This is a genomic window from Streptomyces sp. NPDC033845 (assembly GCF_055576225.1).
Window position 1 is genome coordinate 1 of record NZ_JBVIRI010000051.1, and the last position, 13,417, is coordinate 13,417.

General features: G+C 63.0%; 11 protein-coding genes and 8 pseudogenes. 10 read left to right on the forward strand and 9 right to left on the reverse strand.

Going from position 1 to position 13,417, the window contains the following annotated elements:
- Positions 1–161 precede the first annotated feature (161 nt).
- Positions 162–1,436, reverse strand: a complete 1,275-nt coding sequence (locus tag ACZ50K_RS37120) for a hypothetical protein (protein WP_468911784.1) — start codon at positions 1,434–1,436, stop codon at positions 162–164.
- A gap of 555 nt (positions 1,437–1,991) precedes the next feature.
- On the opposite strand from ACZ50K_RS37120, the pseudogene ACZ50K_RS37125 reads away from it, so the two are divergent.
- Positions 1,992–2,845: pseudogene (locus tag ACZ50K_RS37125) on the forward strand (IS5 family transposase).
- Complete coding sequence (locus tag ACZ50K_RS37130) at positions 2,842–3,240, forward strand: hypothetical protein (protein WP_468911787.1); 399 nt, start codon at positions 2,842–2,844, stop codon at positions 3,238–3,240. Before ACZ50K_RS37125 ends, ACZ50K_RS37130 begins: the two are co-directional and overlap by 4 nt.
- 40 nt (positions 3,241–3,280) lie before the next feature.
- Here the strand turns inward: ACZ50K_RS37130 and ACZ50K_RS37135 are convergent, their stop codons facing one another.
- A complete protein-coding gene (locus ACZ50K_RS37135) occupies positions 3,281–3,478 on the reverse strand; it encodes an integrase core domain-containing protein (protein WP_468911789.1) in 198 nt (65 codons plus the stop codon).
- 218 nt (positions 3,479–3,696) lie between these two features.
- Here ACZ50K_RS37135 and ACZ50K_RS37140 point away from each other — a divergent pair, with 218 nt between their 5' ends.
- Positions 3,697–3,999, forward strand: a complete 303-nt coding sequence (locus ACZ50K_RS37140; RefSeq protein ID WP_468911807.1) for a transposase family protein — start codon at positions 3,697–3,699, stop codon at positions 3,997–3,999.
- Between the two features lie 6 nt (positions 4,000–4,005).
- On the opposite strand, the gene ACZ50K_RS37145 is transcribed toward ACZ50K_RS37140, so the two are convergent.
- Together ACZ50K_RS37145 and ACZ50K_RS37150 are read right to left on the reverse strand one after the other, a co-directional pair.
- Positions 4,006–4,185 (reverse strand): hypothetical protein, encoded by a 180-nt coding sequence (locus ACZ50K_RS37145; protein ID WP_468911791.1) that lies wholly within the window; start codon positions 4,183–4,185, stop codon positions 4,006–4,008.
- 372 nt (positions 4,186–4,557) lie between these two features.
- Complete coding sequence (locus tag ACZ50K_RS37150; protein WP_468911794.1) at positions 4,558–5,565, reverse strand: CinY protein; 1,008 nt, start codon at positions 5,563–5,565, stop codon at positions 4,558–4,560.
- Between the two features lie 359 nt (positions 5,566–5,924).
- Between ACZ50K_RS37150 and ACZ50K_RS37155 the strand changes: the two are divergent.
- Both ACZ50K_RS37155 and ACZ50K_RS37160 read left to right on the forward strand, forming a co-directional pair.
- Positions 5,925–6,417, forward strand: a pseudogene (locus tag ACZ50K_RS37155) (winged helix-turn-helix domain-containing protein); the annotation flags it as partial.
- A 576-nt stretch (positions 6,418–6,993) separates the two neighbouring features.
- Entirely contained in the window at positions 6,994–7,254 is a 261-nt protein-coding gene (locus tag ACZ50K_RS37160; protein WP_468911797.1) for a hypothetical protein, read from the forward strand.
- Here ACZ50K_RS37160 and ACZ50K_RS37165 read toward each other — a convergent pair.
- Positions 7,244–7,723: pseudogene (locus ACZ50K_RS37165) on the reverse strand (transposase); the annotation flags it as partial. The gene ACZ50K_RS37160 and the pseudogene ACZ50K_RS37165 overlap by 11 nt on opposite strands.
- A 316-nt stretch (positions 7,724–8,039) precedes the next feature.
- Positions 8,040–8,327 (reverse strand): annotated as a pseudogene (locus ACZ50K_RS37170) (hypothetical protein); the annotation flags it as partial.
- 534 nt (positions 8,328–8,861) lie between these two features.
- On the opposite strand from ACZ50K_RS37170, the gene ACZ50K_RS37175 reads away from it, so the two are divergent.
- The 4 genes and pseudogenes from ACZ50K_RS37175 to ACZ50K_RS37190 all read left to right on the forward strand — a co-directional run.
- Positions 8,862–10,079: a beta-1,3-glucanase family protein gene (locus ACZ50K_RS37175; RefSeq protein ID WP_468911800.1), complete on the forward strand. Its 1,218-nt coding sequence runs from the start codon at positions 8,862–8,864 to the stop codon at positions 10,077–10,079.
- 257 nt (positions 10,080–10,336) lie between these two features.
- Positions 10,337–10,471, forward strand: coding sequence for a hypothetical protein (locus ACZ50K_RS37180; protein ID WP_468911803.1), 135 nt, complete (start codon positions 10,337–10,339; stop codon positions 10,469–10,471).
- 197 nt (positions 10,472–10,668) lie between these two features.
- Complete coding sequence (locus tag ACZ50K_RS37185; protein WP_468911804.1) at positions 10,669–11,736, forward strand: putative adhesin; 1,068 nt, start codon at positions 10,669–10,671, stop codon at positions 11,734–11,736.
- Between the two features lie 212 nt (positions 11,737–11,948).
- A pseudogene (locus tag ACZ50K_RS37190) lies at positions 11,949–12,068 on the forward strand (transposase family protein); the annotation flags it as partial.
- Between the two features lie 17 nt (positions 12,069–12,085).
- On the opposite strand, the pseudogene ACZ50K_RS37195 reads toward ACZ50K_RS37190, so the two are convergent.
- Positions 12,086–12,220, reverse strand: a pseudogene (locus ACZ50K_RS37195) (IS5/IS1182 family transposase); the annotation flags it as partial.
- A 2-nt stretch (positions 12,221–12,222) separates the two neighbouring features.
- Here ACZ50K_RS37195 and ACZ50K_RS37200 point away from each other — a divergent pair.
- Positions 12,223–12,699 (forward strand): transposase, encoded by a 477-nt coding sequence (locus ACZ50K_RS37200; protein ID WP_468911805.1) that lies wholly within the window; start codon positions 12,223–12,225, stop codon positions 12,697–12,699.
- On the opposite strand, the pseudogene ACZ50K_RS37205 reads toward ACZ50K_RS37200, so the two are convergent.
- Positions 12,656–13,197 (reverse strand): annotated as a pseudogene (locus tag ACZ50K_RS37205) (hypothetical protein). The gene ACZ50K_RS37200 and the pseudogene ACZ50K_RS37205 overlap by 44 nt on opposite strands.
- A gap of 125 nt (positions 13,198–13,322) precedes the next feature.
- A pseudogene (locus ACZ50K_RS37210) lies at positions 13,323–13,417 on the reverse strand (IS5/IS1182 family transposase); the annotation flags it as partial.

Sequence of the window (13,417 nt, forward strand, 5' to 3'; positions counted from 1 at the left end):
CCATCCGCATATCTCACACACCATGGGATACAGCCACTGAGCCAAGCCCCTCAGCCACTTCGCAACGAATCACCCTGACGAGCTGAGGTCAGTAAGGCCCGGCGACTGTTCCTCGGCGTGAGCCGGCCACCGTGGGGCTCCGGCGCCCCTGCCCCGTCGGCCTACCGCACGGCCCAGGTCTCGATCGTCAGCTGTCCGGGCGTGAGCTCCATGGGGTTGGCCGCCGTGAAGCGGTCGAGTTCCATCCTGCGCTCCTTCCCCTGCCGATCGAGGTAGATCACGGTGGACACGCCTTCGACGAAGGTGACGACGAAGCAGTATTCGACAGGCCGCTTGGTCTGCTTGCCGCTCCGTCCCTTCACGGCGTAGATTCCGGCGATCTTTGCCTTGCTGACGAATGCGGAGACCTCAGCAAGCCCAGATACCTCCTGCTTCTCCGCAGAAGTCGCCTTCCCCGCCATGCTGGAGATCCTTCCCGCATACCAGTAAGCGGTGTCCGGGAACTTATCGGCTGCCGGAGGCCCGGTAGCGTCCCCGGCCTCGCCGGCGATACCGTAGTCATGTTGGTAGCGCTTGAGCGCCGCGATCTTCTCCTGATCCCACGGCACGGCCCTCTCAGAGGCGTCCTTAGACCCGACCAGCCGCTCGTACTCCTTGGCCGACCGCTCGGCCCGCTTGGCTTTGTGGGCCAGCGCTACGTTCAGCTCATCCTTCCGGTCCTTGATGGCGAGGTGCCTCGCCACATCGGGCTCGGTGAACTTCTTGAACTCGGCCAGGTCCACCGAGCCCGTGATGACCAGGTACGGCTTCCCGACGAGGCCTCGACGGACGCAGGTGATCTTACCGGTGGCGACGATGTCCTCCGGGACCGTATCGGCAATCTTCTTCGTCGCCTCCACCTGCCCATCGATCACCATTGAGATATAGGGAGTTTGGAGGTAGGCGACGGACTCTGCCTTCCCCTTGCTCTCCCAGAGGCGCCGCAGGGACCTGCTGTTCAGCTCCCGGGCACCTCGGATGGTGCCCTCGCTTCGTAGGAAGTCCCTGAGGTCCTGCTTCTTCAGCTCGGGAGGGCGGTTCCGCTTGTCCCGGCGGGCCGCGATCTCGGATACAGATCCTTTCTGGAAGCTTCCCGAGTGCCGTGCGGCCGAGAGCGACTCCAGGAACAGCCGGAAGAGAGCCTGAATGCCGGTCTCGAAGATGTCACTCTCAGTGTCCTCGGCGTAGGGCGCGAGATCGGGGGTCAGGCAGGCGATCTCCCGGACCGCGTCGTCGACCTCCTTCTCCCCCGCCTCGAAGTCGATCCGGCTGATGTCGACCGCGAGTTCGTACGAGGTCACGATCCACTCGGCGAAGGCCGCGATCAGAAACCGATCATCCACGTAGTACGTCTCCTGCGGATGCTTTCCGGACTCAACGTATTTCTGCAAGTACATATGACTCTCCAAGGGAACCGTGCAAGCGACTCGAGGCCGGACAGCAGGCCAGGGCATTCCATGTGCCCCATCCAGGCGGGTGTCCAGCTTCCGGTCGGACGGCAGGGAAAGGCAAGGATTCCGGGCCAGCCCATAGGGCAGCCGTTCCACAGGCCTCCGCCGCCGGGGGCAGAGCCGCCATCCCGGGCCCGGCCGACCCAGCGCGAGAAGCCCTCGCTCGCCCGGTCGGCTGTGATCCGGCTGCAATGGAAGGGCGGCTATAGTCAGCCCCAGCCCGTGCCGAAATGGCGTGCACGTGCGAGGCCCGGTGCCCATACATGGGGGCAGTACCGCCGGGCCGCCCCAACTTCGTCGCGGACATCGCCTGCTACTGATCTTTGCGTAAGTTCAGTGGGTGTGGGGGGGGGTGGATGGGTGAGACTCTGCTGTCGTGTTGGCTCAATGATGTTCTGAGTGGTCGTTAAGTCCGACTTCTCTTCGTTCGTGATCGCTCGATCGTGGTACTGATCGTGGTCCGGGCTGCTCGATGGGCATGTCCATGCTGAGATGCGGGGCGTGATGAGAGAGCCGTATCTCAGCGATTTGTCGGATGGGCAGTGGGCGTTGATCGAGCCGATGATCACGGCCTGGAAACAGGGCCGGGTGGCGCGGTCGGATACCGGGGATCCCGGGTCCTGTGACCTGAGGGAGGTCGTGAACGCGATCTTCTATCAGAACCGGACGGGTTGTCAGTGGCGCATGCTGCCGCATGACCTGCCGGCCTGGTCGGCGGTGTTCTACTACTTCAGGTTGTGGCGCGAGGACGGGCTTGACCAGCGGATTCAGGAGCTCCTGCGCTGCCAGGTGCGGGAGAGAGCCCGCCGATTAGAGGACCCGTCCCTCGTGATCATCGACACCCAGTCCGTCCGCGCTGCGGCGGGTGTCCCCAGGACCACGACGGGGCTGGACGCGAACAAGAAGGTCTCGGGACGCAAGCGGGGACTGGCCGTCGACGTGCTGGGGCTGATCATCGGCGTTGTCGTCATGTCTGCCTCGGCGCACGACAACGCCGCCGGCATCGCCCTGCTCGACCAGCCGCCGAGCGGTGCGGAATGCGCCTGGAGAAAGCCCTGGTCGACCAAGGCTTCAAGGAAGCGGTCATCGTTCACGGCGCACTGCTGGACATCGGCGTCGAGGTCGTCCGCCGCAACCCCGCTGACCAGGGCAAAGGGTTCGTCCCGCAACCCAAGCGGTGGGTGGTCGAGCAGACGAACGGCACGCTGATGCTCCACCGGCGTCTGACCCGTGAGTACGACCACCGGCCCGACACCTCCACCGCACGCGTCTACTGGGCCTCCACCGCCAACATGGCTCGGCGCCTCACCACGCCCACGCCGGCCTGGCGCGACACCATCGGGCTGGCCGCATGAACATCACCGACCTCCTGGTGGACCTTCATCTCCGGGAGAACGAGGCCACGGCCCGGGCAGACGAACTCCGCCGTCAGATCGCGCAGTTCACCGCCGCCCTCACCGAGACCGAAGCTCGCCTCGCGGACCTCGCCACCACCCGCAAGATCATCACCGAACTCGCACCTGCCGGCACCGAACCCAATCCGCCCGAGTCGAGCACCGCCTACCAGACCATCGTCGACGCCTTCAACCACCACCCCGACCAGGCGTTCCGGGCCCCCGAGCTGCACGAACTCCTCGACATGCCCACCGACGAAGCATCCGTCAACATCACCCGCAGCCGCCTCGGACGACTCACCCGCCAAGACTTCCTCACCCAACCCGGACGAGGCCGCTACCAGAAACGGACTTAACGACCACTGAGGTGACCCCCGGAGCGTGGACACAGGGGTTTCATGCCGCGAGGGAGAGTTTAGCCGGGTTGCGTTGCTGGCGTTCGAACTCCAGCGGGGTGAGGTAGCCGGTCGAGCTGTGACGTCGGCGAGTGTTGTAGTAGGTGAGCCCCCGGAAGACCTCGAGCCGGGCCAGGGCCATGGTCGTGAACTGTCTTCCGGCCTCGCGCTTCAGGCTCTGCCCCAGGCTCTCGGCCATCGCGTTGACGCTCCTATAGCTGTCAAATGGCCGTTTGGGATGTGTGTGGGGCTGGTCGGAGCAGGTGGTAGACCTCGCGGATGACGTAGCGCTTCAGGCAGCGGAGGATCTCGCGTTTGGTCTTTCCTTCGGTGGTGCGGCGGGCGACGTAGTCGATCGTGGGCTGATGGGATTGCATCCGGACGATGACGGTTCGGTAGATCGCTGCGTTCAGTGATCTGACCGCAGCCCGTCGGCACCGGCTCATCGCCACCAGCGTCCGCCTGGGCATCCCCGTCCTGGCCGACAAGGCCTACCAGGGAGCCGGCGACATCACCGCGGTGCCCCACCGCCGAAAGCCGGCGCAAGACCTCACGCTCGAACAGAAGTCCGTCAACCGGGCCCACTCCCGCCTCCGACGGCCCGTCGAGAGAGCCATGGCCCGCATCAAGACCTGGCGCATCCTCCGCAAAGCCCGCCTCAGTCCCAACAACCTCACGTCAATCGCCCGAGCCATCCTCACCCTGGAGACCCGCCGCTGAAAAGGCTCACTGCATCTCCTTCGCGAAATAGGCGACTGCCCGGCGCAGGATCCCCCGCTCCAGCTGCCACTCCTTCTCCGCCTTGGCCAGACGGGCGTTCTCCGCCCGCAGCCAGGTCAGCTCCTCCTGAATCCCTTCGGGCCTGCTGCCGGCGCCGTCCCCGGGCCCCGCCTCAGCGGCCCGCACCTAGCTCCGCAGCGTCTCGGGGTTGATGTTCAAGTCGGCCGCGACGTCCCTGAACCTCCGCCGCCCGGCCGACGCCCGCCACAAAGCCACCGCGTCGGAACGGAACTCCACCCTGTACTTCGAGGGCCGTGCCACGTAGACCTTCACCTTCCTGGATCAACAAGATCCATTGTCAGGTCTGTCCACATCGCAGGGGTCACCTCACCACTCGAGGGCACCCTGTTGGGGCCATCGTTGACAAGAGTCACCACGCGGTGGGACGACCGACACCACCCTGGCAGCCGATCCCAGACCGGCCACCCCGAGTCTCACAGCCGTTGATACAGGCGTCCTCACCCATGTCCGGTCAGGTCAGACCCCATATTCGTGACTCTAGGCCGCTGTCTTACGCGGAACGTAGGTCGGACGGCAGGAGGCAAGCGGGTCGTCATGCGTGAAGGCACATGCCGCAAGGCGGCCTCGCTCGCTCCCGTACTCAGAAATCAAAGAATCCCTGAAGTCGCTCCACTGCTTTCGAGTTTCCAAGATCGCCCCCTGCACAGCGCGGTCAAAATTGTTTCCTATCCTTCCCCGAGCTGTTTTCGGGCTGCTGGAAATTCCGGTCATCGCATCGATTCGACCGTTGTCCTTGTTCAGGTTCGTGTGACCGACGCGCTTTGACGAGCACCCGACGACAGCAACGAAGCAGCCGGTGCTGAAGTCATGCGGAACGTCACTTTCTGAAGGCCCTCCGATCCGCTTCATGTCTAGAAGCACAGAGGGAGCACCCAGCCCGAGACCAGGCGGATTCGCAGGCGTGTGAGGAGCGCCGTTGTCCTCATCGGTCCAGTTGCTGTGCGCATAGAAATCCTGAGCTCCGTGCAGCGCACGGCCGAAACCTTCAAGGCCATTACACTTGGCCCGCCCATTGAATCCTCCACTGAATGTACATGTGGACTTAAAGTCTACTTCCTTAGGGAGGATCCCCCCATCAGCGTCCATCATGCCGCCTGCATGCGAAACCCCCATCTCAAACCGCCCCTGCAAATGTGATACACATTTCTTCAGCTGAGCCGTTGCATTTGAACGAGTCGCGGGATATTTCGGTACATCGAGGTAGTCCGCGTTGTCACAATGGGCTGCAGAGTCGAACATCTCGTCACTATCCGGCGATCCTACAGCCCCCCAAGTTCCCGCCTTGCCCGCCAAATTGTCGAGGGAAACTGACTCGAAGCAATGGTTGTCAGAGTTTTGCTCCCCTGCCTTGCAGGCGAGAGCGGCTCGCGTAATTCGCTCATGTTCTGTCTCTTGCCCCATGCCATTTATGGTCCCGAAAGCTGAACTGCTCTGTGCGCCCAGAAGGCTGAGGGCAACTATCCCCGTACCCAGTGCGGCCGCCACCAGGCCATTCTGCCTAAATCTACGCATGCTCAAACTCTCCGTACGGTTAGTAGTTTTGCGCTGTTAGACAACAGGAGGCCGCGCTCCCGTTACCGGCCTTCCTGCCTGCCTGAAGCACCCTACTTGCCGTGTCCGCGCACCGTGCAATTAACTGGCAATGCCAGGGTAGAGAGTGTGCAATAGTAACCACCGAGAAGGATTTCCATTGACTCTCTTTCCAGGACTCTAAGATTTCTCTAATATCCCGTTAGTAGTTGCTTAACTCTGGTTACTGACCTTGAAGTCATCTTGTCGTAGGGGCTGACGGTTGGTGATCGTCGCGGTATGCCGGATGTATGAGGTATCCGTAGGGTGGGGGTCTGACCGCGGAGGGGCACGCGTTCCGTGAGCGGGTCCGGATGGAAGCGGCCGGGATGTTCGCCGATGGGCGGGGCAGCACGGAGATCGCGAAGGAGTTGCGGGTCAGCGTCCGGTCCGTGCAGCGGTGGCGGCGGTCCTGGCGGGAGGCCGGCCGGGACACGGTTTCGCTCCCGTGACCCGGCGTCGCGTCCGAAGCTGAACGATGCGCTGTTCGCCGTGCTCGAGGAGGAGTTGGCCAAGGGCCCGGTCGCTCACGGCTGGCCGGATCAGCGGTGGACACTCGCGCGGATCAAGGCGCTGATCGGTCGACGGTTCCACAAGAGCATGACGTTGTCTGGCATCTCCCAGATGCTGCGCCGGCGCGGCTGGAGCCATCAGGTTCCGGCCCGTCGTGCCGTGGAGCGTGACGAGGTGGCGGTGGCCGGCTGGGTGAAGGAGGTGTGGCCGCACCTGGAACCACCGTGGCGGCGCTCGGGGCCTGGATCGTCTTCGAGTTGCGCCGTGAGGCGCTGTGATTCGTGTGGAGGTGAGAGACCTTCACCGCCGACCTGTCGTAGCGGGGAGGTGGAGCTGAGGGCAGCCTGATCCGGGTGATGCCGGGGAGGGCGGGGGCGGCCCTGACAAAGCCGGGACGTGCCAGTACTGCCAGATGGTGCGGGTCCGGCGAGCGGGACGAAGAGGAGTACGCGAGGAACCGGCGTCTTTACGTCTCTCAACTATGACACCGGCTCGAACCTGGTGGAAGCGGCGCGCACTTGCCGTCTGGTGGCGGTGGGGAACTCCTCGGCCGGTATTTCGAAGCCGTCCGGGAAGGACTATGGCGTACTCGTGGCGATGCCGCAGGGACACAGTCCGGCTGGAGTACTACTTCGACGAGCGAATCACAGTGAACACGGGAACCACCGGTCTCAACTCCTCTCTTGTGGGCCTCCAGTCAGCTGGTGGGGATAGGCGCATCGACCGCCGAACCGGCCGGGTGGGGCGGAGCCGCCGTAGTACTCCGAGCCGGGGAAAGCCCGAGCACATGGGGAAGGGCGGCAGCGGTATCGAGAAGGGAAGGACGCTGCAATGCCGAAAGATGCACCGCTGAACAGCGGCGCTCTGCTGGAGTCGGACCCGGTGGGGCTGCGTCAGCGGGTATCGGAGATGCAGGCCAAGCTTCACCGTTGGGCGGCGGCCGATCCTGGCCGCCGGTTCGATGATCTGTTCAACCTCGTGCACGATCCGGCGACGCTGATCGTGGCGTTCGACCGGGTCGCCGGAAGCCGGGGAGCCCGTACTCCTGGCGTGGACGGCCTGACGGTCACCGACGTTGAGGTGCGGCGGTGACGGTCACGGCGAGGATCAGGCCGATGGTGTCGGTCAGAATGCCCCGCTTCCGGCCCACGATCTTCTTGGCCGCGTCCGTTCCCTGGCTGGTCACAGGCACGTTGGTGGAGGTCTTGATGCTCTGGGTGTCGAGGACGGAGGCGGTGGGTTCGGGCTTGCGTCCTTCCTTCACGCGGGCCAGGCCGGTGAGGTCGTAGTTGAGCCGGGCGAAGATTCCTTCGTCGCGCCAGGCGGCGTAGTAGAAGTAGACGTTGCCGTGGCCCGGGAAGTCGTGCTGGAGGTATTTCCAGGGGATTCCGGTACGGTTGACGTAGAGAATCGCGTCGAAGACGTCGCGGAGCTCGACTTTGGGCGGCTGGCCGGTGGGCCGGCGGTCGAGCCTGGCTTTCCGCCAGGCCGTCAGTGTCGGCTCGATCAGGGCCCATCGGGCGTCGGACAAGTCGCTGGGGTAAGGCTTCCGCTGGATCACGTCGCAGCGTGATGATGGACGCGCCGGACGGCGCTGTTCTGCCGCTACTGGGCGTTTCTGCCCCATCTTCGAATCAGACGTACTTCATGCGCGAGGAGCGGAGTAAACGGGTGGGCTCGTCTGTGACTCGACGGACGCAGGGACGCGCTTACGGCGCAAACACCTCAAGTCCGGCGGTCATGAGACGCGATTACCAGCGTAAATCATCTCTTGACGCCCTCTAATAGGAACGGCGGGTTCGGCGAGAGGTCCGGGGAAACGGACCGGGAGCAATCCCGGCACCGCCCCCCGGGCCTACTCAGCGACGAAGCCGGCTTCTCGATGACGCCGCCGACCTCCCGCACCTGGGGCAGACGCGAGACTGCACGGCTTCTTCCAGGGCGTCCATGAGGTGCTTGCTGACGCGGAGCCCTGCGGCGTCGTGGTGGGCGCGGACCGTGGTCGAGTCCACGCTGACCAGCGACAAGTCCGTCTGTCCGGCGCGGGCTCCCTCGGCCATGAGGCCTTCCAGCAGAGCAGAGAACACCGCGGCGTTCCGCCAGACCCTGCAACGCCAATAGACGGTGGCCCAGGGCCCGAACTCGGCAGGCATCTCCCGCCACTGAGCTCTTTCAACGAGCCCACCCACGGGTGACACGCCTTCAGCGTCTCTGCAGGTCAGGCCCCCAGAGAGTCCTCGGGTCAAGCCCAGACTGAAAACGCTCACTGACCACTGGAGCGAAACCGCCAGATCACACCCTCGAACTGCTCCCGTAACCGCTCCGGGTACGGGCCGTACTCGCCGATCGGCAAGTACGGCTCGATGAACTTGCACTGGGCATGGGTGAGTTGCCTACGCGTCACGACCACAGTCCTACCGGGTTCCACCCCGCAAAGAGAGCAGAAGCCAGAATCTGATCACGACATCACACAGGGCCTACACCCGTAGATCCTTGCGCAGCCCTGACTACACAGCGGCCGACCTGTGTGTATGAGATCCATGTACGCCCGCCATAGCAGCAGAGATGGTTAAGGCGCCCCTAACAGACAAATAAGAAAGTCCGCAGATGCCGGATATTTTGGCCAACCTTTACTGCCCTACGGCCTTTCCGGCGAGATGTGCGGACGTTGCGTTGCGTAGCGTACCGATCAGACGGCTTTGCAGTTCACACAGAAAGAGGCTCTTGTGCAAACCATCCGGAAAGCTGCTGCGTTCATCGGTGCTGCCTCGATTGCAGCTTCGATCGTTCCACTGGCGGGCGCCAGCGCAGCCTGGGCGGAACAATCAGGCACTCTTCCTCTTGTGGTGTCCAACAATTCAGGCCGCGATAAGATGTATATCTATGACATAGGAACGTACCTGCCCACCGGTCAGCAGGGATGGGCCGACGAAAACGGCACCTTTCATTCCTGGCCTGTTGGACAGACACCACCGATCGAAGCTCCGGATTCTTCTATCGCCGGACCTGCCGACGGAAAATCCCTGACAGTGAAAATGCCGAAATTCTCGGGAAGAATATACGTATCGTACGGCAAGAAGCTTGATTTCAAGCTGACCGAAGACGGGCTGGTCCAGCCGGATCTAGGGAACCCTGCCGATCCGAACAAGAACACTCTGTTCAACTGGTCCGAGTACACGAACGATAATGCAGGGTTGTACATCAACAGCACTCAGGTCGACATGTTTTCCGCCCCCTACACGGTCGGCATCAAGCATTCGGACGGAACCTCCGCTCAAGCCGGGCAGCTAAAACCGGGCGGCTACCCGTCATTCTTCGGCCAGCTCAAGAAAATGTCCGGCGACTGGCCTGGACTCATTCAGACTGCTTCTGACGGAACAGTCCTCCGGGCCCTGAATCCCAGCCATGCCATCGACTTGGGGAAGTTCTCCACCGCACCAATGGAACAGTATATCGATAAAGTCTGGGAAAAGTACAGCACCTCTAAACTGACAGTGATTCCATTCGTCGATAATCCGGAGATAAAATACTTCGGACAGGTCTCCGACGGTTCGCTGAAGTTTACCGATGAAAGCGGGAAACAGGTCACTTCGTTTCAGAAGCCGGATGCGGACAGCGTGTACGGCTGCCACAAGAGCTTGGACGCACCGAACGACGAAGTGCGCGGACCGATCTCTCGAACTCTTTGCGCCGGCTTCAACCGTACGACTCTCCTAACCGACCCGGTGCAGCCCACGAAGGACGCCACGTCCTTCTACAAGGATCCGGCGGCCAACCTGTACGCCCGTGCAGTGCATGAGCAGATGACGGATGGAAAGGCCTACGCCTTTGCATTCGACGATGTCGCCGGCTACGACTCGACGCTGAAGGACCCGAACCCGCGTGAGGTCCGCATCACGCTCGATCCGCTCAGTTGACCAGTAGCCCCCAGACCGGGCGCCCGGTCATTTCCGACTCATCACCACCTGGGTCCGACGGAGACCGTGGTCCGGGACTGGGTCAAGCAGGCCGAGATCGACGCCGGCGAGCGGGACGGCCTGACCAGCAGTGACCGGACTACGACACCGAGTGGTCGGCGACGAAGGCCGTCGCCGCCAAGCTGGGGATCGGGACGACCGAGACACTGCACAAGTGGGTCCGGCAGGACCAGGTCGTCTCCGGCAACCGGCCCGGCGTGACGAGCGAGGAGTCGGCGGAACTGAAGCGGCCGAAGAAGGAGAACGCCGACCTCCGCCGGGCGAGCGACATCCTGAAGGCGGCGGCGTCCTTCTTCGCGGCCGAGCTCGACCGGCCACACACGCACTCGTAACGTTCGTCGACGAGTTCAAGGGCCGCTTCGGCGGCGTCGAGCCGATCTGCAGGACGCTCACCGAGTACGACTGCAAGATCGCCCCCTCCACGCAACTACGAGATGCCGACTCTGCCCCTAGGTCTGCACCGACGACTGCCTGAAGGCCCCGTACGCGATGTGTCGACGGGTGAAAGGTTGATGCATCGCTGAAACCGATGGCACAGCTGAGGTGGAACATGCCCGACCTTATCGTGAGTGGACACTCGTCCCTCGATCCCATGACGCATCCGGCCCGAGTGAAGCTTCCGCCAGGACTAGAGGTTCGATTCTATCAAGACTTCCTCCACCTTCTGAGTGACAGCAAGGGAAAGGATATTGAATCACTCCTTCCGGAAGCGCTAGATTCGCCGTCCCTGACTTTCCGAGGAATTTACGGGGAAAGTTTGCAAGATATCCCGGACGGTGAAATTCCGACATTCCTCCAGGAGTGCGCCGAAGGGTATTGCTGGAATTTCACCATTAGGCCCGCCCACAGTTTGGGTGACATTGAGATCACACGTATCACGGAAAATGAAAACTATCACCAGTTCATACCTGAGCGCGAAACCACGCTGGCAGAAATTGTAGAATCGATGCCTGGTTACGATCGGATCCATTGGGCCGCTTGTCTCGCAGTCGAGCTGCGAGAGGTCGGCGGGAGGTTTGGAGCGTCAGTTAATACTGGAATGGATGCGAACTACGTCCAGGAGTCAGCCTATGCGGAGCTGGGGGAGCTCGACGCTTCAGCTCGGGCGAATCCGGGCTATTACGACGAATCTGCGATGCCGTTCCAGGTCGATGCACTGATGCGACGCTCCATGCCTAAAGGTGCGGTTCCGGTGGCAGAAATAGAGCAGGCTATCGTCGATCTCATACAGGCCAGGGGAAAGAATACCCTCGCCGCCATTTTTCTTGCTCAGGACGAAAACACGATCCGCGCCCTCCTGATGAACGAGACCACCAGGGGCTGGCTCGAGCAGCGAGGCATGCGGCTCACGCATGGATCATTCTCCCGTATTCTCCTGGACAACAAGGACCCGAATTTCTGGTTCCCTGGAGAGGATAATTTGGACGTTGCAGGCTACCTAGGAAAGGAGAGGTTTGAAAGAATCAAGAAAATCCAGGATCCTCGCTTGAGGAAGATCGTGATCGACGGCATGCGCAAGAACATGGAGCAGGAAGAGCTGCAGACCTCCGGAAAGAAGCCGGCAAGGAAGAAGCCACCGATCTGTAACATCATATAGGGGCCACTCGCTCCTCTGGATGCCGCACCAGGGGAATTACTGAGCTTGTTCAGGTTTGCCACTGATCGGGTGACGTCGGGGTGGCGTAACGGGCGAGGCCGTCGGGTTGTTGAGCGGTAGTCTGACGTCCACTGCTCTTCAACTCGGGGGCCTCGTTGGTTCCTTATCGTGCCGTACTTGACGTCCCGCATGCCCTGATGGAGGCGGTCACGATGCTCATCGTCACCCGCGAGGGTGACCGCAGGTGCAAGCTGTCACCATCCCGGCGCGCTCCGGTCGCACTCGTGTACCTACGCAAGAACGACACCCTCCGGCAGCTCGCCGCGGGATTCGGTATCAGTGAGCTTCTTCAGCGTTGCTTCTCCAGGGTGAGGAAGGCCTTGGTCATTGACGTGAGAGTGTTGGGGCTGACGCGGGCTCTGCGGAAGATCCGCCAGGCCTTGAGGCGGGCGAAGGCTCGTTCCACGGGTGATCGGAGTCGGGCGTGTGCCCGACTCGCAGTCCGTCAAGGCCGACGCCGTCGTCGGCACGGACAGCCGCGGCTTCGACGGCGGCAAGCTGATCAACGACCGCGAGCGGCACGTCGTGGTCGACACCCTCGGCCTGCTGCTGGGCGTCATGGTCACCGCGGCGGACACCGGCGACCGCGCCGCCGCGAAGACACTGCTCGCCCAGGTGGCCGGCGCCCAACACCAGTTGGAACTCGTCTGGGCCGACGGCTGCTACACCGGCAGCCTCGTCGAGCACTGCCTGACCGCGTTCGCCCTGGTCCTGGCGATCGTCAAACGCAGCGACGACACGCGCGGCTTCGTGGTGCTGCCCAAGCGGTGGATCGTCGAACGGCTCTTCGCCCACCTGATGCGAAGCCGCCGCCTCGTCCGCGACTTCGAACGATCCACGACCAGCACCGAGACGATGATCATGACCCTCCGCCTTGCCCGCTCACGTTCCACGAGAGCGTGAACCGGCCCGGCTGCCGCTCGGCCAGCCAGCCCCGCGCGACCAGGCGCTTCGCCTTCGACCGCAACGCCTCCACCTTCGCCGGGACCGCGTCCAGGCCGAACACGACGGCCATCTCCTGGCAGCTCAGAAGCCCTTGATGGAGGCGATGGCGGTCCGTGAGGGCCTGCAGGATGCCGCTGGTAGTCCGCCGACGGCACCGAGGCGTCCAGCCACTCGCCCCTCGCCCCACACCAGAACCTGCGCCTTCGGCTGCGCTGCCGCCGAGGCAGACGATGCCTCCTCCGCCAGCCTCGCCGGTTCGGTCCGTGCGTGATCTGCGGTTACGTCCACCGGACCCAGCACCTCGCCGACCCGCGAGCGGGCGATGACCCGCTCCTTCCATTCCCACTCGGCCACGGCCAGCTCGGCCTGGACGGGATCGGTCTCCTCCCGCAGCTCGTCCACACGACGACGAGCACCCAACTCACGCTGCTCGAGCAACCCCACGACCGACGGCATCCACGACCTCCCCAGGAACGAGGAACACGACAAGCCACCCCTCCCACGAGAACACCAAACCTATACCTGAACAGCGAAAACACCGGTCTCAGGTTCGGTACGACAACGCCGTCTAAGACCGTGTCCTATGTGGTGAGGCGGAGTAGGCGCTTGTAGCAGCAGATGGCAGCGGCCAGGCCGAGAAATGCCAGGTAGTTGCGGGGGTCGCGTTCGTAGCGGT